This is a genomic window from Polaribacter reichenbachii (assembly GCF_001975665.1).
GTDB lineage: Bacteria > Bacteroidota > Bacteroidia > Flavobacteriales > Flavobacteriaceae > Polaribacter > Polaribacter reichenbachii.
In genome coordinates, this window is the sequence record NZ_CP019419.1 from 1800004 (window position 1) to 1825897 (window position 25894).

Annotated in this window: 18 protein-coding genes; 4 read left to right on the forward strand and 14 right to left on the reverse strand. The window is 29.4% G+C overall.

What is annotated here, in order from left to right; all coding sequences use genetic code 11:
* Window positions 1-9 precede the first annotated feature (9 nt).
* Entirely contained in the window at window positions 10-1338 is a 1329-nt protein-coding gene (locus tag BW723_RS07405; RefSeq protein WP_068356699.1) for a RagB/SusD family nutrient uptake outer membrane protein, read from the forward strand.
* Between the two features lie 77 nt (window positions 1339-1415).
* Entirely contained in the window at window positions 1416-2264 is an 849-nt protein-coding gene (locus tag BW723_RS07410) for a DMT family transporter (protein WP_226789236.1), read from the forward strand.
* Window positions 2265-2268: 4 nt separating this feature from the next.
* On the opposite strand, the gene BW723_RS07415 is transcribed toward BW723_RS07410, so the two are convergent.
* The 11 genes from BW723_RS07415 to lpdA form a co-directional block, all read right to left on the reverse strand.
* The gene (locus BW723_RS07415) at window positions 2269-4647 is read right to left on the reverse strand and encodes a polysaccharide lyase 6 family protein (protein WP_068356958.1); all 2379 of its coding nucleotides are present in this window, start codon (window positions 4645-4647) and stop codon (window positions 2269-2271) included.
* Between the two features lie 50 nt (window positions 4648-4697).
* A complete protein-coding gene (locus BW723_RS07420) occupies window positions 4698-8033 on the reverse strand; it encodes a T9SS type B sorting domain-containing protein (protein ID WP_068356696.1) in 3336 nt (1111 codons plus the stop codon).
* 18 nt (window positions 8034-8051) lie between these two features.
* The gene (locus BW723_RS07425; RefSeq protein WP_068356693.1) at window positions 8052-9587 is read right to left on the reverse strand and encodes a YifB family Mg chelatase-like AAA ATPase; all 1536 of its coding nucleotides are present in this window, start codon (window positions 9585-9587) and stop codon (window positions 8052-8054) included.
* Window positions 9588-9676: 89 nt separating this feature from the next.
* A complete protein-coding gene (locus tag BW723_RS07430; protein ID WP_068356689.1) occupies window positions 9677-12256 on the reverse strand; it encodes a phosphoenolpyruvate carboxylase in 2580 nt (859 codons plus the stop codon).
* A gap of 195 nt (window positions 12257-12451) precedes the next feature.
* The gene (locus BW723_RS07435) at window positions 12452-14431 is read right to left on the reverse strand and encodes a protein-disulfide reductase DsbD family protein (protein WP_068356686.1); all 1980 of its coding nucleotides are present in this window, start codon (window positions 14429-14431) and stop codon (window positions 12452-12454) included.
* Window positions 14431-15759 carry a tRNA lysidine(34) synthetase TilS gene (gene tilS, locus BW723_RS07440; protein WP_068356684.1) on the reverse strand — a complete coding sequence of 443 codons (1329 nt, stop codon included), beginning with the start codon at window positions 15757-15759 and terminating at the stop codon, window positions 14431-14433. Before tilS ends, BW723_RS07435 begins: the two co-directional genes overlap by 1 nt.
* Before the next feature lie 31 nt (window positions 15760-15790).
* Complete coding sequence (locus tag BW723_RS07445) at window positions 15791-16612, reverse strand: alpha/beta hydrolase (RefSeq protein ID WP_068356680.1); 822 nt, start codon at window positions 16610-16612, stop codon at window positions 15791-15793.
* A 10-nt stretch (window positions 16613-16622) separates the two neighbouring features.
* Window positions 16623-17081 (reverse strand): type II secretion system protein GspG, encoded by a 459-nt coding sequence (locus tag BW723_RS07450; RefSeq protein WP_068356677.1) that lies wholly within the window; start codon window positions 17079-17081, stop codon window positions 16623-16625.
* Between the two features lies 1 nt (window position 17082).
* A complete protein-coding gene (locus BW723_RS07455) occupies window positions 17083-17316 on the reverse strand; it encodes a hypothetical protein (RefSeq protein ID WP_068356675.1) in 234 nt (77 codons plus the stop codon).
* Between the two features lie 2 nt (window positions 17317-17318).
* Window positions 17319-18620, reverse strand: a complete 1302-nt coding sequence (locus tag BW723_RS07460) for an anthranilate synthase component I family protein (RefSeq protein ID WP_068356673.1) — start codon at window positions 18618-18620, stop codon at window positions 17319-17321.
* Window positions 18621-18700: 80 nt separating this feature from the next.
* A complete protein-coding gene (lpdA, locus tag BW723_RS07465) occupies window positions 18701-20101 on the reverse strand; it encodes a dihydrolipoyl dehydrogenase (protein WP_068356670.1) in 1401 nt (466 codons plus the stop codon).
* A 134-nt stretch (window positions 20102-20235) separates the two neighbouring features.
* Between lpdA and BW723_RS07470 the strand changes: the two genes are divergently transcribed.
* A complete protein-coding gene (locus BW723_RS07470) occupies window positions 20236-20709 on the forward strand; it encodes a heme-binding domain-containing protein (RefSeq protein WP_068356667.1) in 474 nt (157 codons plus the stop codon).
* On the forward strand, window positions 20710-21954 hold the full coding sequence (locus BW723_RS07475) for a glycosyltransferase (protein WP_068356664.1): 1245 nt from the start codon (window positions 20710-20712) through the stop codon (window positions 21952-21954).
* 104 nt (window positions 21955-22058) lie between these two features.
* Here the strand turns inward: BW723_RS07475 and BW723_RS07480 are convergent, their stop codons facing one another.
* Genes BW723_RS07480 through purE form a run of 3 tightly spaced genes read right to left on the reverse strand, consistent with a single transcriptional unit; the run spans window position 22059 to window position 25893 of the window.
* Window positions 22059-23279 carry a carboxypeptidase-like regulatory domain-containing protein gene (locus BW723_RS07480; RefSeq protein ID WP_068356662.1) on the reverse strand — a complete coding sequence of 407 codons (1221 nt, stop codon included), beginning with the start codon at window positions 23277-23279 and terminating at the stop codon, window positions 22059-22061.
* A 54-nt stretch (window positions 23280-23333) separates the two neighbouring features.
* Window positions 23334-25355: a M3 family metallopeptidase gene (locus tag BW723_RS07485; RefSeq protein ID WP_068356658.1), complete on the reverse strand. Its 2022-nt coding sequence runs from the start codon at window positions 25353-25355 to the stop codon at window positions 23334-23336.
* A gap of 55 nt (window positions 25356-25410) precedes the next feature.
* Window positions 25411-25893 (reverse strand): 5-(carboxyamino)imidazole ribonucleotide mutase, encoded by a 483-nt coding sequence (purE, locus tag BW723_RS07490; RefSeq protein WP_068356656.1) that lies wholly within the window; start codon window positions 25891-25893, stop codon window positions 25411-25413.
* Window position 25894: the final 1 nt, after the last annotated feature.

Consider the following 25894-nt stretch of genomic DNA (forward strand, 5'->3'; position numbering starts at 1 on the left):
TAAAGAAAAATGAAAAAAATATATATATTATTAACGTCGTTGTTTTTGGCAACAGCATGTTCACCAGATTTAGAACAAGCTCCACCTAATTTAGCAAGTGCAGACTCTTTAACTGATTTTGAAGGTGTTTTAAATGCAGCATATTATTATCAATTAGGTAGTGTTACTCCATTAGCAGTAATGGGAGAATTTAGATCAGATAATGCAGAAATGTTCGAAGCTCCATATACAGAGTTTGACGTTTTTACGAATAACTTAACAACTATGGAGGATCAATTTTTTGGGCCTTTATATACTGCAATGTACAAGTCTATTTTAAGTGCAAATAATGTAATAGAAAACTCTTCTAACGCAACTCATATTGCAGAAGCTAAGTTTTTAAGAGCTTTATCTTATTATAAGTTAGTTAAATCTTTTGGTGCAGTAACAGTTAATTTATCAGCAGCACCAAGTTTAACAGATACATCAATTTTAGCTAGAACACCGGCTACAGATGTATATAACAATGTTATTATACCAGATTTAGAAGATGCTATTGCAGGTTTATCTGCAACTATAGATAATGGTAGAGCTTCTAAATATGCAGCACAATCTTTATTAGGTAAAGTATATGCAGCAATGGGTAATTATGCTAGTGCAGAGACTCATCTTGCGGCTGTTGTAAATGGTGCTTCTGGAGCAGGGATTGCTTTAAAAGATAATTTTAGTGAAATCTTTGGTGCAGCTAACGAGATTGAAAATTCAGAAATTATATTTTCTACACAAGTTTCTAGTTCTATTGTAGATGAATATTCTTTTGGTTCTGATTTCTGGAACTGGTTTGTTGGTGATGATTCTAAAGCAAATTTTCCTGTAGATCCAGATTTAGTTGCCGCTTTTGATGCAAGTGATGCAAATGGAGGAGGTACCGATTTAAGAAGAGCAGTTACTTTAAGTGATGTTGGTACAACTGCTATTAAATTCCCAAAAGAGGGAGGTCTTGGAGGAGAACATGATTGGATTGAAATTAGATTAGCTGATGTTATTTTATTATATGCAGAAGCATTAAATGAAAATGGAAATACTGCTGCAGCTGTTACTCAATTAAACAAAATTAGAAACAGAGCTGGGTTAAATAACTCTACAGCATCTACACAAGCTGAAGCAAAAACAGCAATCTTAGCAGAAAGAAGATTAGAATTAGCTTTTGAAGGTAAAAGATGGGATGATTTAGTAAGAACAGGAACTGTTAATGCAGAACTAGGAACTACAGTAAATAGTGATTATTATTTATTTCCAATTCCAATCTCTGAAATATTAGCAACTAATGGAGTAATCACTCAAAATTCAGGATATTAATTTTATTTGATTTGTTTATATTAAAAGTCGTTTTGTAATTTTACAAAACGACTTTTTCCTTTAATAAAAAATTGAAAATGAAAAATAATAAGGCAATTCTCTTTATGGTATTTAGTGTAATTGCATTTGCAGTTATGAATGCAGTTGTAAAATATCTATCAGCATTTAATGTATATCAAATTGTTTTTTTTAGATCTATAGGTACTTTGGTTTTTACTTTACCTTTAATTTTAAAATCTAAAATTCCAGTTTTGGGTACTAATAAAAAGTTATTATTAGCAAGAGCAATTGTAGGTGTTATTTCTTTAACCTGTTTTTTTCAGTCTTTAAATTATTTACCAGTTGGTACTTCAGTTTCATTACGATATACATCACCAATATTTGCAGCTATTCTCGCTTTTTTCCTGTTAAAAGAAAAGATTAAAACCATTCAATGGTTTTTGTTTTTATTAGCTTTTATAGGTGTTTTAATGATAAAAGGATTTGGAGCAGATGTAAATACAATAGGTTTACTATTTGTATTAACTTCAGCTGTGTTTCAAGGTTTAGTTTTTGTATTAATCCGTAAAATTGGTAGCAAAGAGCATCCTTTAGTAATTATAAATTATTTTATGGCTACAGCTTTTGTTTTTGGTGGCTTAATGTCTATAAATCATTGGACAAATCCAACCCCCTCTGAATGGGTTTTACTACTAAGCTTAGGAGTCTTAGGTTATATTGGTCAGTTATACATGACAAAAGCCTTCCAAACCAATGAAACTAATGTTGTAGCCCCGCTTAAAAATTTAGAAGTGATTTTTGCAATTATTATTGGAGCACTTTGGTTTGGAGAAATCTATAATTTATTAACCCTATTAGGAGTTTTCCTAATTTTATTTGGCTTGGTTTATAATATATACATTAAAAGAAAAAAGATTAAGAACTAGTTTTTTAATTTTTTAGCAAACCAATTCTATCAATTTTATTATTCTCTTTTAGTAATGACGATTTTTTACTCGGTATAAATAATTCGTCATTTTCCCATTTTGGGTTTTTATAAAGTATATTCTCTTTTTGAGCTCCTTTACTTAGCTTAACAAAACCATTATTATAGAGTAAAGAATTAGAAATAAAATTGAATTTACCCTTTAAATCAATTGGAGTTTCAGATTTATAACTATTTTCAAAAACAGTGTTGGTAATTTCTACAATTTGAATTCCATTAGTTTTTAAAACTTTACCTTTTTCTTGATTATATACATTGCTAAAAACGCAGTTTGTAACTACTAGTTTCCCTCCAGGAAGATCTTCTAAAGGAGTACTTCTAACATAATTTACAGCAGCTTCCTCAATATCTTTAAATACTGTATTTTTTAATAAGATAACATTCGCGTTATAAAAGCCCATTATATCTTTATCATAAGACAAGTTTAAGCCTCTATAACTATTTTCGAATTTAGAATTGATAAAGCTTAAAGTATCTGCTTTTGTGCCATTGTAGGCCTTAAAAATAGATCCTCCGTCTTTATTTGTGAAGTTTTTAAATACCACATTATCTACAAATAAACTATAAAGACCCTTTTCTTTTTTATCTGGTGATACAATAGCATATTTTACATTAGAAGCTTCACCATCAATAGTAACATTACTTAAGGTTAATTTTGCACCTTCGTTAACTCTAAAGAAATAACTAAGAGGTTTTTCTAAACCATCTTTAGATTTTAAAAGAGTTGTGCCTTCTTTATTACCAATAATCGTAATTTCTTTACCAATTTTTATTGTTTTTTCAGCAACATACTCTCCAGAATTTAAACGAATTGTAGATCCAGGAGCAGCTTTGTCTATGGCTTTTCTTAAATTTTCTGTACCAGGTTTTACTACAATATCAGCAGGTTTAATTATTGGAGCAACAATATCTGGTTTCCAACCTGGCCCAGCTCTTAAACCTAAGGCTTTCGGTAATTTTGTAGCATCTAAATTAAAAGCACCAGCATTAAAAATTTGTCTTACAGCTTTGGTAATATCTCTTTCCGGACTTTTATCATTTTTCGAAACAACCAATAAATCTGGATTTTGTTTTGTAGGAATAGGGAAACTTTTAATTTCTTTCCAATCTATTTTTGTGCTTTTGAATCCTTTTACAGGTGCACCTTTTGCATCAATATAATTGTTATTAAAGTTGATGTTTGCAGTTTCATCTACGAACAATACGTTTTCTGTTGCAGATGTATGATAGAATATATTATTAGAAAAGTTTACATTTTTAGGCGATAATGATTTTTCATCATCTTTACCTTCACCAAAAGCAATAGGCCCAGAATTAATAATTGTGTTGTTTTGAATATCTACATTATTCACTTGATGATATCTGTTTAATGGCGAATTTGGCACACCATTCATTAACACAAGAGAACCTCTATAGCCATCGCCTAACAAACCAACCATTAAATTATTTCTGATGATATGACCTGCATTAATTACTCTAATTCCACCAGTTTTAGAAACTCCATTTCCTAAAAAAACATTTCTTTCTACTAAAGCATTATTTCCATGACGTAGGGTTAAACAACCTTTGCTACCCACAAATAAATTATCTCTAAAAATGTTATCACCAGATTTGTTAGATATAATTTCTATTTCGCCATCGCAATTGGCAAAAACATTTCTTTCTACAATGGTTTTAGAAGATTTCATAGAATTTGCACTTGTACCAATTCTTATAGTTTCTCCTCCATTTGTGCCTAATTCAGGTCTAGATCCGAAGAAATTATTATCTATTTTATGATTATTTTCAATATGCTCTTCACCTTTTAACCAAACCACAACTGTAGTTCCTGGGCTTGTTTTTCCAGTAAAATTATTATGATCTACTCTGTTGTTTTTTCCCCAAATATCTACCCAATGATCTTTAATTCCGTCTGCAACTTTGTAATAAGAAATGGTTGAATTTGCAAAACGACAGTTGTTTGCAAAAGTTTTAGAATCTTTACGAAACTGCACTACAGATTTATAATTAGAATCACCATCCTTAAACCATAAACCACTTACAATAACGTATTCTCCATAAATATTTAGAGTAGAATTACCAGAAATGATAACTTCTCCTGCAGTTTCTGCCTTTACTATAATAGGTTTGTTTTCTTCACCATTTCCGTAAGCATTTAGTTTTACATCTTTCCAAACTCCATTTTTGAGTACAATTGTAGTTCCTGCAACCGCTTTTTTTATAGCAGCATTATACTCGTTAAGGTTAGAAACTGTAACCTCGTTTTGCGAATAACCTAAAACTGAAATGAATAATAAAAGAATAGAAGTGTAAAATGATTTCATAATAACTGGTTTACCAATTTGGTTAACCAAATATACAATTAAAATTATAATTATTTTCTTATCAAACTAAAATTTCCAGTTCTACTTTTTATTTGATTTTGTTGATTAACTAAAATAGCTTTAAACCAGTAATTATTAGAACCTAAAAGGTTCCCATTATAAGTACCATCCCAACCTAAATCATTTATAGAAAAACTAGCAATTTGTTTTCCATATCTGTTAAATATATTAATAGTACCTTCTTTATAATAACTTTTCTTTATTCCTTTTATTTGCCAATAATCATTGTTTCCATCTGAGTTTGGAGTAAAATAATCGGGAAAACTTATCAATGAAATTTCAAAAGGAACACTTCCGCAATTATTCAAATCATTTATTTCTAAAGTATAATTACCTCCTTCTAAATTTTCAAAACTAGGGTTATTTTGATAATCAAATATTACATTTGAATTATCATCTAAAAGTCTAAATTCATAATCACCTAAACCTAAATTAGATGTATTTATTTTTATAAAATTATTTTCTGAATCGTCTTGTACTTCAATGTCATTTATTGTAATTGTTGATACAGAAGATTCTTTTATTATTATTTCTTCTTTATCAGAATCGCATCCATATTTAGAAGTAGCTATAACATTATAAATTCCTCCCTTAAAAACAGTTGTAGAAAATGAATTGCTAACAATATTATTATTTTCATCTCTCCAAGTATAAGAATAATCAGAATTAGGATTATCAACTTTAATTTCTAGTTGAGAATTATTGGTAATACAAATAATATCTTCAGTAATTAAATTAACAGTTGGTTTTTCTCTTACCACAAAATCAATAGTAGTTTCTTCGAAACAAATATCATAAATAGGATTTTCTAAACGAACTCTTATTGTTTGTGAAGCTGTATTAAAAGGATTAGTTAAAGGACTTGGTAGTAAATTATTATTCTCATCAAAATACTTTACAATTAAATTAGTTTGTGTGCCAATTACTGAACTTTCTATGTTTGATGTATCAAAAGCTACAATTCCATCAAAATCATCATCACATTCTTCTTGAATTGATACAATATTTGCAGTTGGTACTGTATTTACAGTAAAATTTATTGTAGTTTCATCATAACATTTTCCATCAAGATCAATAGAATTTGAGTTTTCTATTCTTGCGATAACATTTTGAGTTTTAGTTTTAAATGGATTTTGGAGTGGACTTGACAATTGCACGCCATTTTCATCAAAATAAGTAACAGTAACATCAGTTTGATTACCAATAATAGTGTTATGTATTGTTGATGTATCAAAAGCAAAAAATCCATCTTTATCATTATCACACTCAGGATTTACAGTTACAGGGTTTGCAATAGGAACTTTTTCAACATTTAAAGAAATATGAGCACCTAAACCCAAACAGTCATTATCAACTTTACTATCAACTCTAATGTAAATATTTTGTTGATTAGGGTATCCTATATTTTGATAATTTGTTATATCAGATATCATATTTTCTTCAGCCAAAGCATCTTCTTCATTTCTATAATAATTGATGATTAATTGTTGATTTACAGGAAAAATATTGATAATATCATTGGTAACATCACTAAAATTAAAAGTTGCAATTCCGTCTGTAAGATTAGTTCCATCGTCACATTGATAATAGGATTTTAATAATGCTGCCGGAATTTGAGTTGTAGATACATACAAATTTACTTCACTAACCTCATAACAACCATTTTCATTTTCTATTCTTGCCCAAATTTTATCTATACTAACAGTTTCGTTTTGATAATTGGTAGTGTTAGTTATTTCTGAGCTGCTATTTTCTGCATCAATTTTTTCTTCGTGAAATGTAATGGTATAATTTTCTGGGTTTGTAATGATTTCTTCTTTTACTTCATTTAAATTAAAAAAACTAAAACCGTTAATATCAGAATTATCACATTGTTTTAGAGCTACAGAAGGGTTGATGTTTGGAGTATCAAAAATTTCTATTTCTTTAGGAATTGTATAACTGGTATTATCTATATGAACAACTTCTGCTGTTACATTGTAAATTCCTGCTGATGTAAATTGATGGTCAACATCAATAGAAGTTGCTGTATTATTTGTGCCAGAACTTGGGTCATCAAAATGCCAAACTACAGATTTTATTTCTGATTGGTTGGTTAAGCTAAGATCGTTTGAAAAGTTAATGCAGTTATTGTTATTTGTAATTTCGAAAGGTAAGATTGTTTTTGCTTCTCCATTAACAGTTACAAAGAAATTAGTATTTGCTTTACCTAAATCAGCAGTGTTTTTAAATTCATTAAAAGGAGGGCAACCTCCATTATATGATTTAAACCAAGAAATTCCATTATCTTGTTTTGTACCAGCAGCGAAAGCAACAGCAGAACTAGATAAACTGGAGAGTTGTTTAACTTCAACAAGAATTTTTTTTACATTGGCATCAACTACGATTGGATTATCAAAATAAATAATAGAAATATGAGCGTTTTGAGGGCTTGCAAATTGACTTTTACTTTTACTTTTACCAATCAAATTAGTTTCAGAAAATGAATTTGGAAAGTTATCATCAATTTCATAAATATTAAATTCTACATTTGTATCCCATTCATTAGATTCGACTAAACCAATTTGACCTGATTTTATGATATATTCTTCGTTTTCTGTTATTCCAAAATCTGATAAAGTAAAAGATTTTGACCAACTAACTCCACCCCAACTGCAACCGTAAATACCTGTTTCAAAAACTTCATCAGTGATATTAGAAGATAATGTTAAATTTGATTTTGTATTTATTAAGCTTCTTTTTTCACCAGTAACATTTATAAAAAAATTTGCATTCGGTTTAGGAGAATTTAACTTATCTGTTGTGATGTAAGTATAATGTTCTCTACAACCATAAAACCAAGAAAAATCATTGTCTTGTGCAGTACCAGCAATTAAAACTTTTTTATAATCTGGATTATAAATATCTTCAGATTGTGTTACGGTTACTAATATTTTAGTTGTTTTAGAAGGTATAACTACAGGTCTTGAAAAGGTGATGTCTATAATTTTAGGATTATTACCAATTTCAGGTGCTGTTATCGAACCTCCTCCAAGATAAACTTTGTTAGAATTTGGAAAGTTATCATCAATACTAAATACAGCAAAACTGATTCTTGCTCCATTATAAGAGTTGCTAATTGCTGTTTGGCCAGACTTTATTATTAATTGATCTGATGTAGTAACACCAAAATCTGAAAGGGTAAATGTCCTTGCCCAAGATTCTTCATAATCACACGATTCCCAATCAGTTTTAATAGGAGTATTTCCAACATTGTGGGTTAATGTAATCTGAGATAAAAGATTTAAACAAAATAATAATATAAGGGGTAAAAGTAATTTTTTCATTAAAAATAATATATAAGTTTAACCTAACCAACCTTCACGATCTAAACTTCTGTATTGAATGGCTTCAGCAATATGATCTGGAGAAATTGCATCAGCTTTAGCTAAATCTGCTATGGTTCTGGATACTTTTAAAATACGATCGTAAGCTCTAGCAGAAAGATTTAATTTTTCCATTGCTGTTTTTAAAAGTGATAAGCTTTCTGAGGATAATTTACAGAATTCACGAATTTGTTTTACGCTCATTTGTGCATTATAATGTGTGTTTTCAAACTCTTTAAAACGACTTGATTGTATTTCTCTGGCAGCAGAAACCCGTTTTCTAATTTCTACAGATGATTCTCCTTTTCTTTCTTCGGATAATTTTTCGAAAGGAACAGGAGTAACTTCTATATGAATATCAATTCTGTCTAAAAGTGGCCCAGAAATTTTACTTAAATAACGCTGCATTTCTTGAGGAGAAGAAGTCATTGGTGAATTTGGATCATTAAAAAAACCTGATGGACTTGGATTCATACTTGCAACTAACATAAAAGAACAAGGATACGTAACCGTAAATTTAGCTCTAGAAATGGTAACATCTCTATCTTCTAAAGGCTGACGCATTACTTCTAAAACTTCTCTTTTAAACTCTGGTAATTCATCTAAAAATAAAACACCATTATGTGACAATGATATTTCACCAGGTCTTGGATATTGACCTCCGCCAACTAAAGCAACATTCGAAATTGTGTGATGTGGACTTCTAAATGGACGTGCATATAACAAACCGTTATTTTTTGTTTTACCAACTACAGAATGAATTTTGGTGGTTTCAAGAGCTTCGTGCAAAGTCATTGGTGGTAAAATACTAGGTAATCTTTTTGCTAACATTGTTTTTCCAGAGCCTGGAGGACCAATTAAAATGATGTTATGACCACCAGCTGCGGCAATTTCCATACAACGTTTTATAGATTCTTGTCCTTTTACATCAGAAAAATCAAATTCGGGGAAATCTATGTTTTTATAAAACTCAGCTCTAGTATCAACAATGGTAGGTTCAATTTTAACATCACCATTAAAATGATTGATAACCTCTAAAATATTATCAACCCCTAAAACTTCTAAATCGTTAACAATGGCAGCTTCTTTAGCGTTTTCTTTTGGTAAAATAAAGTGTTTAAACCCTTCTTCTCTAGCTTTTATTGCCATTGGTAAAACTCCTCTTATGGGTTGTAAACTTCCATCCAAAGAAAGTTCGCCCATAATAATATAATCATTAATATTTTCTGATTTTATTTGATGTGAGGCTGCTAAAATACCTACTGCTAAAGTTAAATCATAAGAAGCACCTTCTTTTCTAATATCTGCAGGAGCCATATTTATGATGATTTTTTTACCAGGAAGTTTATAAGAATTGTTATTTAAAGCTGCAGATATTCTGTAAGAACTCTCGCTAACAGCTTTGTCTGGTAAGCCTACAAGATGGTAGCCAATGCCTTTGTCAATATTTACTTCAACTGTAATTGTTGTAGCTTCAATTCCAAAAACAGCAGATCCAAAAACTTTAACGAGCATTTTTTTTCCTTAAAAGTAAATAAAATTAAGGCATAAAAAAAATGCAATCAAAATATTGATTGCATTTTAGTTTGTATTTAAAGAATGGTTTAAGCCGAATTTCTACTCGCATTAATGTTTCCAAATAAAGAACGCATTACCATTTTTTCATAGATTTCAATTTCTACTTCATTACCTTCTTCTTTTTGTAAATCTTGAATTTTCTTTAAAGCATATTGCTGAATAGTTAACAATGGTAAAACAATATTTTCTCTTAATTCTATAGAAGCTTTACCTACAGGGAAATTTTCCATTAATTCTTTATGGCCTGTTAACTTTAATAATAGACGTTTTGTAGTTTTATACTCTTCGAAGATTAGTTTCCAAAATTCTCCAAATACAGGATCATCAGCCATGTAAGCTGTTAAACCAAAGAAAGATTTTGTTAAACTCATCATACTGTTTTCTAATAAAGTTTTAAAGAAATCTGATGCGTTATAGAAATCTACAATTTCATCAAATCTACCTTCATCTTCGTATTTTTTAAATGCAGTACCTACACCAAAAAATCCAGGAACATTTTGTTTTAACTGGCTCCAACTACCAACAAAAGGTATTGCTCTTAAAGCAGAAAAATCTAAAGTATCTGAATTAGAACGCTTACTTGGTCTACTACCAATATTTGTTTTAGCATAGTATTTTAAAGTACTCATTTTTTCTAAGTACGATAAAAACTGAGGATGATTCTTAAAATCTACATAAGCTTGATAACTTGTAGATGCTAAATCTTCTATAATTTCTCTATGATGATCATTTAGCTGATCTTTTGTAAATACTTCGTTTTTAATACCCGAACTTATTAATTGTTCTAAGTTATATTGCGATGAATTTAAGGTTCCAAAATTAGAACTAATTGTTTGGCCTTGAATGGTTAATTGAATTTCTTTGTCTTCGATTGTTGGGCCTAAAGAAGCATAGAATTGGTGTGTTTTTCCTCCTCCACGTGCAGGTGGTCCTCCACGTCCGTCAAAGAAAATTACTTCAATATCAAATTCTCTAGAAATTCTAGTTAAGGCTTCTTTTGCTTTAAAAATTCCCCAATTTGCCATTAAATAACCACCATCTTTTGTTCCATCAGAAAAACCTAACATTATGGTTTGTTTGTCTTTTCTTTTAGATAAATGATATCTATAGGTTTTATTGTTATATAAAATACGCATTACTTCTTCTGCATTTTCTAAATCTTCTACAGTTTCAAAAAGCGGAATTACATCTACAGGTAACTCATTTTCGAACCCACATAAATTAAGCATTGCAAAAGTTTCCATAACGTTTAATGCAGTTTGGTTGTTACTAATTATGTAACGATTTGCACCACGTTCTCCATTTCTTTGCTGAATTTCTTTTAAAGCATAAATAGATTCTATTGTTTTTACTGATGTTTCATCAGACAAAATACTTGGGTCTATATTACCTTTAATTACAGATAAAATGTTTATTTGTTCTTCTGCTGTTAAGTTTAAATAATTGTCTGGGAAAGTAGTATCGCCTTGTTCTTGTAAATCTTTTACAATTTGTACAAATGCTTTATGATGTACTCTACTATCTTGTCTAATATCTAAAGTAGCAAAATGAAAACCAAAGATTCTTACTTTGTTAATAAAATCGTTTAGTTCTTCTACAAATAGAGATTGATGTTTATCAACAATAATTTGTCTAGCATTATAAAGCTCTTCTAAAAGAATTTTCTGAGAGAAATTAACTTTAGAATAACTTCTAACTACGTGTTTGTAAAGTCTTTTTTCAATTCTTGCTAAAATGTCTTGTACGCCATCAAAAGTAAAACGTCTTTTAAGGCGTCTTACATCTCTATAATAACTTCTTAAAATTGTTTGACGCAATTTTTCTGCAACATCTAAAGTGATTTTTGTAGTTACAAAAGGATTACCATCTCTATCTCCTCCTGGCCAAAAACCAAGATCAATAATTTCGTTATCTATAGGTTTACCATCATAAATATGATGTTGAATATAGTTGTATATTTTAGGTACTGAATGATAAAAAACGTGCTCTAAGTACCAAACTAAACTTACAGCTTCATCAAAAGGAGTAGGTTTTTCTTTTTTATAAAAAGGTGTTTTACCTAATTGAGCTAATAATTTTTTGATTAAAAGTAAATCGTCATTTTGTATGGCTTTATCTAAATCTGTAATTATCCCTAAAATTGTACCAGGATAAAACTGAGTTGGATGTGCAGTTAATACAATACGTACCTTAAAATCTTCTAAATGCGCTTTTAATTCGTCTTTTTTATTGCTAAGAAATGCAGTTTCTTTAGAGTTTCTTAGTGTTCCAAAACCATCCATATTATTTACAATAGGGAAAGCTGCATCTTCAATAGCATCGAATAAAACTACTTGACGCTCAATAAATTGAATGAAGCGAAAAAGCAAATCTGATTTTTCTTTTTCTGTTGGATTTTCTTGGTATTTTTTAAAAAAATGTTCTACTATTTCAGTAGGGTTCTTTTCTAGTTTAAAACCAGATTCACAGACTTTATGTAGTAAAGGAAGTAATACTCCTGTATCATCAATCGTGTCAAAAGGAAGTGTTGTAAAAATACTGTTATAAATTTGGTATTTAGATAACACATTATCGTTAAATCTTGTCAATTTGGGTAATGCAGACATATTCTTTCGTTTTAGTGCTGTGAATTTACAAAAAACCAAAAATAAAGAACATAGATTTTTATTAAAAATGTATTCAAAAATTACGAATACGATAGAAATTCTATTTAATTTTTCTAAAATGTTTAATTTCTGATGAAGTCTCTTGATTTTGTTATTTTTCAATCAAGATTTGTGATTAAAGCCAGCATAAAGATTTTAGTTTTTGCTTACTTTTTCTTTAAAGTTTTCTAATCCTTCTTTTAACCAAGAATAATAAGTATCTCTATCTGTATATTGTTGAGATGTGTTTAAAATTTCTAAATCCGGACTTAATAAAACATAATAAGGTTGCGATGCATTTTTAAAATTGATCACTTGAAATGTAGACCATTTATCACCAACTGTTTCTATCTTTTTAATTTTTCCATTTGCTTTTAAAAAGTCGAATTGTTGTACTTCTGGCAATGCTTTTTCATTATCATCTACATACAAAGAAATTAAAATGTAATCATCTTTTAATGTTTGATAAATATCTGGCTCGCTCCAAACATTTTCTTCCATTTTTCTACAATTTACACAAGCCCAACCTGTAAAGTCTAATAAAATGGGTTTGTTAACTTTTGTAGCTTTTGCTAAACCTTCATCAAAATCTTTATAACAGTCTAAACCTAAAGGGCAATCACTTTCTTGCTCATAAATACTATAAAATTGTGGAGGTGGAAAACCGCTTAATAAACTTAAATTCCAAGTAGGATTTTTTAAAACTCCAGGCGAAATATAAATGATAAAAGAGATTACTAAAACTCCAAAAGAAATTCTTGAAAATGATAGTTTTTTGATAGGTGAATCGTGTGGGAATTTAATTTTAGCAAATAAATACAATGCTAAACCTATAAAAATAACAATCCAAATGGCGATAAAAACTTCACGTTTTAAGATATCCCAATGTGCAACTAAATCAGCATTAGATAAGAATTTAAAAGCCAATGCTAATTCTAAAAATCCTAAAACAACTTTGGTTGTGTTTAACCATCCACCAGATTTTGGTAAAGAATTTAACCAATTTGGGAACAAAGCAAACAGGGCAAAAGGCAAAGCCAAAGCCAATCCAAAGCCAGTCATACCTGCAGTTAATTGTGTTGCTCCACCATCCGAAGTTAAAGAACCTGCTAACAAAGAACCTAAAATTGGTCCTGTACAAGAAAAGGAAACTATGGCTAATGTTAAAGCCATAAAAAAGATTCCTATAATTCCGCCAACAGAAGAAGCAGAGTCCATTTTATTTCCCCAAGAACTTGGTAAGGTTATTTCGTAAAATCCGAAGAAAGAAAAAGCAAAAAACACCAAAACTGCAAAGAAGAAGATATTCAACCAAACATTAGTAGAAATTGTATTTAATATTTCTGGGTCTAAATTGTCTAAAAAGTGAAAAGGTAAGCTTAATAATATGTAAATTAAAATGATAAAAAAACCATATAAAATGGCATTAAAAACACCTTTCTTTTTGTTTTGAGATTGTTTTGTGAAAAAAGAAACCGTTAAAGGAATCATAGGAAAAACACAAGGTGTTAAAAGCGCTAATAAACCACCAGCAAAACCTAAGAAAAAGATGCTAAATAATCCGTTTGAACTCTCTGAATTTGTATCTGAAGAATTGATTAAAAGCGCTGTGTTTTTTAAATCTAACTTTAATTGTTTGGTTAATGCAGCACTTCTTTCATCAACAGTATTCGAAATTTTAATAGGATTATTGGTAAGTGAAACAGTAAAATTTTCATCGATATTTATACAAGCAGTTTCACAAACTTGACCAAAGAAATTTAGCTTTACTTGGGTAATTTTTTTGTTTGTTAATTGAATTCTTTGCGTAATTTTTGCTTTTTCTTTAAAAACAACTTCTTCTACTAACCAAACATCAGAATATTTTTTAAAAGTGTCTTCTTCTTTTGCTTTACCAATTAATTGATAACCAGTTTCGCCTTCTGGAATTGTGATTTCTAAAGGCAAAGAAGCATCATCTGGGTTGTATTGAGAATACAAATACCAACCTTTATATAATTTAGCATCAAAAATAATATCGTATTCGGTTTCTGATATTTTTTTTACAGAAGTTTCAATTTTTATGGGCTCATTTTCTGTTTGTGCTTTTAGAGCAAAAGCAGATAAAAAGATAAATAACGTGATGAATTTCTTCATTATATGCTGGTAATTTTTAAATGATTTTTAGTTGTTTTTGTTGGTGAAAAACGTCGATCTTGTCTGTGGTTTATCACCCAAATAATTTCGTTATCAACCGTACAAAGCAACCAAGTGTTTTCTTTTTCTAAGAGCGAAAATTTTTCGTCTTTAAAATATTTACTCAGTTTCTTTTTTCCTTGCATTCCTGTTGGATAAAGATAGTCTCCATTTTTCCATTTTCTAACAAGTAAAGGGTATTTTAACAAATCTTTATCAATGTAAATGGTCTCTTTATTTTCTTCTGATTTTTCAACAATATCTTCTAAAACTAAAGGAATTGGATTTGTTATTGCTGATTGATTTCTATGTATTTCAAATGTCTTTTCGAGCGCAGTCGAGAAATCTCTTCCAGATAAAATTAAAAATTCTCTATCTTTTAATAATCTGTGTGTTTTAGAAAAAACTTGTTTACCAGATTGTGCTGATAATAAGTTGTAAATATCATTCCATTCTGTAAAATTATAATCCTTTAAAAGCTGATATAAATAGGCTTTTGGATTAGAAAGTTTATTAATTTCAGAAATTGTAAATTTTGTAGTTTCTAAAGTTGATGATGAATCTTTTTTAATAATTGTTGATGAAACATCTTGAATCCTATCCTTAATTATTTGCTGAGATTCTTCTAAATTATCTAAAGATTTTGCAAAAGTTTCTAACAAACTCGGATTGATTTCCTTTAAAAAAGGCACAACTTGATGCCTAATTTTATTACGCACATATTTGGTTGATGCATTACTTGCATCTTCTCTCCAAACAATATTGTTTTTTGTGGCATACTTCAGAATTTCATCCCTAGAAAAAGGTAAAAGCGTGCGAACAATATTTCCATTCTTTTTTGGGATGCCTGTAAAACCATCTAAACCAGAACCTCTTGTTAGGTTAATTAGAAAAGTTTCTAAATTATCATCTGAATGATGTGCTGTTAAAACATAATTGAAATGATGTTTTTTTACCAATTCTTGAAACCAATTGTAACGTAATTCTCTTGCTGCAATTTGAGTAGAAATCTTATTTTCTTTAGCATAAATAGTAGTTTCAAAACTTATTGTAAAGATTGGTTTGTTTGTTTCTTTGGCTAAGTTATTTATAAAATCTTCATCTTTATCACTTTCAACTTCACGTAACTTAAAATTACAGTGAGCTAAAGAAATTTCTGCAAATTTTATAGAATTAAATAAATGTGTTAAAACTACAGAATCTACACCTCCAGAAATGGCAATGAGCAATTTTTTATCCTTTAAAAAAGGAAAATTTTTATTGATATGTTCTTTGAATTTCTGAAGCATTTACGCATCAAAAATACGCAATTCTTGTCATTTAAATTTTAGAATTCAACCAGTTTACAACATCTTGTAGCATTTCTTCTTTACAAAGATCATTATGCAATTCATGGTAACCACCATTATATAATTTTAAAGTGGCAAATTCTGTATTATTTGCAAATTCTTGGGTGCCTTTATAGTCGATAATTTTGTCATCTGTTCCATGTAAAAGATACATTGGTGTTTGCAATTTGTTTGCATTTTCAATTGCCCACTTTCCAGTTTCTATAAACGTTAGCGAAAAATTCGGACTAATTTTATCGTGTACTAAAGGATCATTGATGTATTTGTCAACTTCAGTTTGATCTCTAGAAATATGATTTACATTTAATTCATTACCCAAGGTAATTGATGGCGCTATTTTTTGTAAAATTTTACCAGCTGCTAATTTTATTTTTGGTGGCTGAAAAGCTAATTTTAAAAACGGACTAGTTGCAATAACTCCTTTTAATTGCTGCTTTTTTCTTAAAGTATAATTGATTACAGCATTACCACCCATAGAATGTCCGTATAAAAAAACAGGTTGGTTTGGGTATAATTCTTTTGCTTTATCAATGGTTTTAGATATGCTTTCTAAGACAGCTTCAAAACTCGGATTGTGACCTCTTTTTCCTTTTGTTTTTCCATGGCCAAAATGATCAAAAGCAACCACAGAAAAATCATTTTCGGTTAATTTTTGTGCTACATGTATATAACGATTAGAATGTTCGCCCATTCCATGTGCTAAAACTATAACAGCTTTGGTTGCTGCTCCTTGCCAATATCGACCGTAAAATTCAGTGTTGTAGATATTAAAATTGAATTCTTTTTGAGTCATTATTGTGCTATTAATTTGTTGTTTTAATGTCGTCAGAAGTATTTGGTTTCTGGTCTTTACCAATAGAAATGAGTTGGTAATTTAAGGAATCTTTTGATATTTTATAAATAAAATCATTTCCCCAATAATCTTTGGTGATATTTTTATGCAAAGGATTATTTCTAATAATATCTTTTAATTCTTTAGGGTAAAATCCGAATTGCTTTTTTTCAGAAGAAAGTAAAGTTTGAATTTTAGCAATTTTAGCATTTGTATTTTCTAAAGGTTTGTTTTTAAGACTGAAATAGGAAATTAATGCAAAAGTTATTATAAATATTGGAAAAGCAATTAAAAGTGGCTTGGTCATTGGATGCCAAACAATACTTTTAGGAAGATTATTTTCTTTTTCAAACTTTCTTCTTTTCTTGTGTTTAATCCAATATTGTATTTCTAAATACAATTCTAATATTCCAGAAATTAAATCAGCCAATTTATCTGTTTTTTAACCAAACACGAATTTCCTTTTTTAAAGATTGTTCAGGTTTTGGTAAAGGAATGGTTTTTCCAAATTGTTTACTTCTGTTAAATTTACTAAAATTTATTTTGAGTTGTTTCCATTCATCAGGATACATTTTTAAAAAACCACCAAACATATTAATTTCATTCGGTTTTTCTGTAATAGTTGCTAAAACTGCTTGGAATTTTTCTTCTTTATTTAGTATCATAATTATTTAGAATTCAACAATACATAACGCATTGCTTTTGCTTTAAGTAAACATTCTTCGTACTCTTTTTCTGGGATTGATTTTGCTGTAATTGCACCGCCAACAGAATAAGAAATATACTTTTTTTCTTCGTTATACAAAATACTTCTAATCACTACATTAAAATCGAAATCGCCTTCAGGAGTTATGTAACCAACTGTTCCAGAATACAAACCACGTTTGGTTTCTTCTAATTTTTCTATGATTTTCATTGCAGCAAATTTTGGAGCTCCTGTCATACTTCCCATAGGAAAAGTATCTTTTAAAATAGTTACAGGGTGTGTAGTTTCCTCAATTTCTGCAACCACTGTAGATATCATTTGATGCACTTGTTTAAAAGAATACACCTTGCATAATTCCTCTACTTTTACGCTTCCTTTTTTTGCGGATTTTGATAAATCGTTTCTCACCAAATCTACAATCATTACATTTTCTGATCGTTCTTTAATGTCTCTAGATAAATCTGATGCTATTTTTTCATCATCAATTTTGCTTCGTAAACGTTTTGCTGTGCCTTTTATAGGCTGAGAAATTATTTTATTGCCTTCTTTTTTAATGTATCTTTCTGGTGATGCAGACAATAAATATTGATGTTCCATTTTTAGAAAAACAGCAAATGGTGGTTCAGAAATTTTATTTAAATCTTTGTAAACTTCTAAAGGATTTATGGTTGAGTTTTCAGCATAAAATTCTTGGCAAAAGTTAGCTTCATATAAATCGCCAATTTTAATATGATGTAATAGTTTGTTTACTTTTTGATGGTATTCGTCTTTATGAATTCGTAATTTTATTTTAATGTCATTTTCAGATTTTTTGATAGTTAGATTTTCAGATTTTTGAATCGCTTCAAAATCACTTTCTATTTCATCATCTACCATTCTTAAATAATGGAATTCAACAGTATTTCCTTTGATAAAAAACAATTTTTGAGGCTGAAAAAAATACAAGTCAGCAAAGTCTAAACCATCAAAATTATTAGAAGAAAGTTGTTCAACATCATTTTTAACATCATAAGAAATATAACCAAATATGTAATCTTTTGTAGTGCTTTGATATTCTTCTAATTTATCAAAAGCATTAAAATAGTCGGTTTTTATCGAAGTAAATTCTTCAACAGCCAAAATACAATCAAAGCTAGAATATTGTTGTTTGTAATTGTTAGAATCTAACCAAATTGCAGTTTCAAATTGTTGTGCCCACAACAACAGTTGTTCTTTAAAATTCTCAATATTATCAACAGTAAAAGATTGTTTGGTTCTCTGCATATTTTGGCAAAAATACTTGAAAGTTGTTGGAAACAAAAAAACCTCACCAAAAAGTGAGGTTTCTATATTAAATTTAAATTTTATGCATTTAAAGGTTTACCATCCCAAGCAGCTTTTGCAGCTTCTTTTACAGCCTCAGAATAGGTTGGATGACCGTGACAAATTCTTGCTAAATCTTCTGCAGATGCTCTATATTCCATTGCAACAGCTGCTTCCATAATTAAATCTGCAACTCTTGCACCTACCATATGAACTCCTAAAATTTCATCGGTATTTTTATCTGCTAAAACTTTTACAAAACCATCAATGTCTCCACTTGCTCTAGATCTACCTAAAGCTCTCATAGAAAATTTACCAGATTTATAATCAATTTTTGCATCTTTTAATTCTTGCTCAGTTTTACCAACAGCAGCAACTTCTGGCCAAGTGTATACAATACCAGGAATTAAATTATAATCTATATGTGGTTTTTCACCAGCTAAATATTCTGCAACTACAACACCTTCTTCTTCTGCTTTATGTGCTAACATTGCACCTTTTACAACATCACCAATTGCATAAATATTAGAAATATTAGTTTGTAAATGATCGTTAACATCTACTTGACCTCTTTCATTTACTTTTACGCCAGCTTTTTCTAAACCTAAACCTTCTGTATACGCTTTTCTACCTACAGCAACTAAGCAATAGTCACCAGTAAAAGTTACTTCTTCTCCTTTTTTATTGTTTGCTTTTACAACAACTTCATCACCATTTCTTTCAACAGAAGTTACACCAGTACTTACGTTAAACTTCATACCTTGTTTCTTTAAAACTTTGGTAAGTTCTTTAGAAACATCAGCATCCATAGTTGGTGTAATTTTTGGTGCATATTCAATAACCGTAACATCTGCACCTAATCTTTTGTAAACAGAACCTAACTCTAAACCAATAACTCCACCACCAATAACTAATAAATGTTTTGGTACTTCTTTTAATTTTAAAGCTTCTGTAGATGTTATTACTCTTTCTTTATCTAAGCTGATAAAAGGTAAAGTAGATGGTTTTGAACCAGTTGCAATAATGGTATTTGTACCTTCAATTACTTCTGATGAACCATCACTTTTAGTAATTTTTACGTGTGTAGCATCTTCAAAAGAACCTAAACCTTCGTAAACATCGATGTTATTTTTATCCATAAGATATTTAATACCACCAGTTGTAGTTGTAACAACGTTTTCTTTTCTTTCAACCATTTTAGAAAAATCAAAAGAAGGCTTTTCTACAGAAATTCCATGCTCTTCAAAATGATGTACAGCATCATAATAATGGTGGGAAGAATCTAATAAAGCTTTAGAAGGAATACAACCCACATTTAAACAAGTACCTCCTAAAGTGCTATATTTTTCTATAATAGCTACTTTTTTTCCTAATTGTGATGCTCTAACTGCAGATATATATCCTCCAGGACCAGAACCAATAACGATAATATCGTATTTCATTGTTGATTTTTTTTATGTATTCTATAACCTAATAGGTTGTTTTTTAATAATAGTAGACAAAAATACGGATATTTTCACAGAATAAAGTTAGAATTTAGTAGTTTTACTGAGTAATATATTTAAAGTAATTTCAGATGAAAATCATAAAAAAAATAATTTTAGCGCTTTTATTAATTTTTATTGTTGCTCAATTTTTTGGGCCTGAAAAAAATGAAGGAAATATAGATACTGTAAATGCATTTGTTGCAGAAACTAATCCGCCAGAAAATGTTTTAGATATTTTAAAAACTAGCTGTTTCGATTGTCACTCTGCAAAAACAAACTACCCTTGGTACAATAATATTACGCCCGTTAATTATTGGTTAGCAGAACATGTAAAAGATGGTAAAAAACATTTAGATTTTTCGAATTGGAGTTCTTACTCTTTAAAAAGAAAAGAACATAAAATGGATGAATTATATGAAGAGGTAGAAAAAGGAGAAATGCCTTTAGATTCTTATACTTGGACACATTCTGAAGCTAATTTAACACAAGAACAAATTGATGCCATTGTTACTTGGGGTAAAAAAGTACAAGCAGATTATAAAAAACAAATGACTGCAGAGTAATTGGAAAATAAATCTATTTTAATTATTGGTACTGTTTGGGTTGAACCCAATTCTTCTGCTGCAGGTAGTAGAATGTTGCAATTGATTACCCTTTTTTTAAAACAAAATTTTAAAATAACTTTTGCATCTGCTGCTCAAAAAAATGATAATGCTTTTGATTTAAATTCTTTAGGAATTAATACTGTTTCTATTGAATTAAATAATGCATCTTTTGATGTTTTTATAGATAAATTACAACCTACAATTGTACTCTTTGATCGTTTTATGACAGAAGAACAATTTGGTTGGCGAGTTGCAGAAAACTGCCCAAACGCTTTACGAATTTTAGATACTGAAGATTTACATTTTTTAAGAAAAGTAAGACATCAACAATTAAAAAAAGGAGAAAAATTTACAAACGAAGCTTTATTGAAAGCTGATGAAACAAAAAGAGAAATCGCTTCGATTTTACGTTGCGATTTGTCTTTAATTATATCAAGTTACGAAATGGATTTACTAAAATCTGTTTTTAAGATTGATGAAAGAATACTTTATTACTTACCGTTTTTATTAGATAAGGTTGATGAACATCAAATAAAAAAATGGAAATCTTTTGAAGAAAGAAAGCATTTTGTTTTTATAGGTAACTTTTTTCATAAACCAAATGTTGATGCAGTTATTACTTTAAAAAATGCAATTTGGAATGAAATTCGTGAGTACCTTCCAGATGCAGAAATTCATATTTATGGGGCTTATGTTAATCAGCAAATACAAGAATTACACAATAAGAAAGAAGGCTTTATTATTAAAGGTTTCGCAGAAAATTCAAGAAAAGTTGTTGAAAATGCGAGATTAGTATTAGCACCTTTACGTTTTGGAGCAGGTATAAAAGGCAAATTAACAGAAGCAATGATTTGCGGAACTCCAAGTGTAACCACAAGTATTGGAGCAGAAGGTATGCAAAACTCTTTGCCTTGGAATGGTTTTGTTGAAGATGATTTTAAGGAATTTGCCAAACAAGCAGTTTTGTTATATTCTGATGAAAATTTGTGGTTAGCATCACAAAAAAAAGGTATAGATATCATCAATCAAATTTATGATAAAGAAAAATTAGAAGCTCCTTTTATCAACCAAATAAAAGAAATTCAACAAAATTTAGAACAACATAGAACTCATAATTTTTTAGGGAATTTGTTGCAACATCAAACGTTACAAGCTACTAAATTTATGAGTAAATGGATAGAAGTTAAAAATAGGCTTCAGTAAAAAGAGTGATTCAGTTTATGTTTTTCAGTCATAAGTTGTCTTCCAATAGTATTATTTCAGTTACCAGCTTACTGAATACAGCCAACTGAATACAGCCAACTGAATTACTGCTTATTGAGAACTGATTCGTAATCTAAAGGTAAAGAATTTGCAAATTTTTCATAAGACCAATATTCTTCGTAAAATACATCTAAAGGATGAATTAATAATCCGTTTTTATCTACAATAATTCCTTTTTTTAGAGGAATTAAACTCGAAGTTTGTGGCAAAGGTTCTCTTAATTTACTGAAAGTGTTTCTAGTAATGTAAGCCAATTCTTCTTTTTCTTTTGTGTAAACAATACTTAAATTATCATCAAAAGAAAGATAAAGTAAACCATTTTTTTGAGTGATTATATCATTTTGAGATAGTTTCGATTTGTATAAATAATCTTCAAATTTTGGTAATCTTGCTTTTTTGATAACAATAAAAGCAGAGTCTAAAGCATTTTTTGGTTGATCTATATTTTGTGGATATACTTTAACATTATTTAAACGAATTAATTCTCTTGCTTTTTTAATTGTGTTTTCTGATGGTCTTTTTGGGTTAGGAACTCTTTTAAATTGATTCACAATAAAACCCTCTTCAGTAAAAGTATTGTTCATAACCGATTTAAAAAAATGAATTACAGATCCATTATAGGCTTTTAATCTATTTTTTTGCCAACGTTTTTTTTTGCGTTTGCCTCCTTTAAGCTCTTTGTATCTTGAGTAACCTAAATAAGATACGTAATTTTTTTTTCGGATAAAACTTTCTAATTCGTATGTAATTAAATATCCTAAGCCTTTATTTTTTATTTGTAAAGGCTTTCTGGCGTAAGCCGTTAAAATATTTTCTCTTCCGTTAAAATCGAAATGTAAAACTTCTGGATTTAAAATTTGACAATCTTTTGAGAGTTCTGTAAGTCCAATAAATTCTTTTTTAAAAAGTTCTAAATTATAATGCCATTCCTCATCATAAACTGTTTTTTGAATGATAATTTCATCCAAAATATTTTGGTCTTCTTCTAAAACAAAAACTAAGGGTTTGGTATAGGTTGATGTGTTTAAAGGATAAATAATTTTTTTATATCCTAAATAAGAAACAATTAACTCATACTGACCTTCTTTTATTGGCAATGAAAAAGTTCCGTCTATATTTGTAGTTGTGCCCAACATTGTGTTGTTTAAATAGATGGCAACGTTTTCTAAAGGAGTGTTTTTTTCGTACACAGTTCCTTTAATTTCTATTTGACAAAAAGACGAAATGGTAAATAATACCAATAAAATAAAAAAAATGTTTCTCATTCTATTTACATAACGAATAAGAAACAATTTTATAACAAATTTTATGTTTTAATTTTATGCTTCTAACAAGCCAGCTCTTCTTAATAAAGCTTCTGGCTTAGGTTCTTGCCCTCTAAAACGTTTGTACAATTCCATAGGTTTTACGGTACCTCCTTTAGAAAGTACATTTTCTTTAAATTTTGTAGCTACTTCTTTGTTAAAAATTCCTTCTTCTAAGAAGTATTCAAAAGCATCAGCATCTAAAACTTCTGCCCATTTGTAAGAGTAGTATCCAGCAGAATATCCACCTTGAAAAATATGAGAAAATGCAGTACTCATACAGTTTTCTGCAACATCTGGGTATAATTTGGTTTCAGAAAAAGCATCAATTTCAAAATCTTTTACAGAGGTAATTTCTGACGGATTTTCAGAGTGCCATTTCATATCTAAAAGTCCGAAACTTAACTGACGTAAAGTTTGCATCCCTTCATGGAAACTTGCAGATTCTTTTATCTTTTCTACATATTTCATAGGTATAACTTCACCTGTTTCATAATGTTTTGCAAACAATTCTAAAGCTTCTTTTTCGTAACACCAATTTTCTAAAACCTGACTTGGCAATTCAACAAAATCCCAAGAAACAGAAGTACCAGATAAACTGTTGTAAGTAGTATTTGCTAACATTCCATGTAAAGCGTGGCCAAACTCGTGAAACAAAGTGGTAACCTCATTAAACGTTAATAAAGATGGTTTAGTAGCTGTTGGTTTGGTAAAATTACACACAATAGAAACGTGAGGTCTTTCGTTAACTCCGTTTTTAATCTGTTGCGATTTGTAACTCGTCATCCAAGCTCCATTTCTTTTTCCTTTTCTAGGATGATAATCCGCATAAAAAACAGAAATAAAGTTACCTTCATTATCAGTAACGTTATATGTTTTTACATCTGGATGATATTTTTCGATAGTAGAAACTTCTTCAAAATTTAAATCATACAAACGATTAGCGATTTCAAAAACACCATTAATTACATTTTCTAATTTAAAATAAGGTTTTAAAACCTCTTGATCTAAATCGAATAATTCTTTCTTTAATTTTTCTGAATAATAAGCCCCATCCCATTTTTGGAGTTGATCAATTCCGTCTAATTTTTTAGCATATTTTTCTAAATTTTCAAACTCTTTTTGAGCAGCAGGTTTTGCTTTTTCTAATAAATTATTCGAAAATTCGATTACCTTTTCAGGAATTTCTGCCATTCTTTCTTCCAACACAAAATGAGCGTGGGTTTTATAACCTAATAAGCTTGCTCTTTGCTGACGTAAGTTTACAATCTCTAAAACAATTTTTTCGTTGTTAAATTCATTGTCTTGAAATGCTTTTTTACCAGCTGCAATTGCCATTTTTTTACGCAATTCTCTATTATCAGTATACGTTAAAAACGGAATATAACTTGGATATTGAAGCGTAAAAATATAACCTTCTTTATCTTGTTCTTTTGCTAATTGACTTGCAGCTTCTTTCACAGAATCTGGTAAGCCAGAAACATCGTCTTCATTAGTTAAATGCATTTCAAAAGCATTGGTTTCTGCCAAAACATTTTCACCAAATTTTAAAGATAATTTAGAAAGTTTTGAGTCAATTTCTCTTAGTTTTGACTTCTTTTCATCATTTAAATTTGCACCATTTCTTGCAAAACCTTTGTATTGCTTGTCTAACAACATCTGTTGTTCTGGTGTTAAATCTAAATTTTTTCTATCATCAAAAACTGATTTTACTCTTGTAAATAAAGCTTCATTCAAAGTGATGTCGTTTCTAAATTCGCTTAACCAAGGCGAAACTTCTTGTGCAATTTTTTGAATATCATCATTAGTTTCTGCAGAATTTAAATTGAAAAAAATAGAAGTAATTCTATTGAGTTTTTCTCCAGTAAAATCTAATGCAACAGTAGTATTTTCAAAAGTTGGAGCATCTGTACTATTTGCAATTGCATCAATTTCTGCTTTTGCGATTTCTATCCCTTTTTTAATAGCAGGTTTATAATCATCAGAAGAAATTTTAGTAAACGGAGCTGTATTAAAATCTTGTAAAAGTGGGTTCATTCTGTTATGTTCAATGTTTAAAATTTAATATTCAATGTTAACTTTGAATTCTGAACTAGGAATTTTGAATTTTTTTAGCGGCTTTTTCTACTTTTAGTTTTAAGCCTTCTTTGTAAGCGATAATTTTATCTAAAACACATTTATCTGAAGCGCCAATAATTTGGGCTGCTAAAATACCAGCGTTTTTTGCTCCATCTAAAGCTACAGTAGCAACTGGTACACCTCCTGGCATTTGTAAGATAGATAAAACTGAATCCCAACCATCAATAGAATTTCTACTTTTTACAGGAACTCCAATTACAGGCAAAGGACTCATACTTGCCACCATTCCTGGTAAATGTGCAGCACCTCCAGCGCCAGCAATAATTGCTTTTATACCTCTGGTATGTGCATTTTTAGAATAGTCAAATAATTTTTCTGGAGTTCTATGAGCAGATACAATATCTACTTCTATTTGAATGTCAAAACTTTCTAAAATGTCTATTGCTTCTTGCATTATTGGAAGATCTGAATCACTTCCCATTATTATTCCTACCATA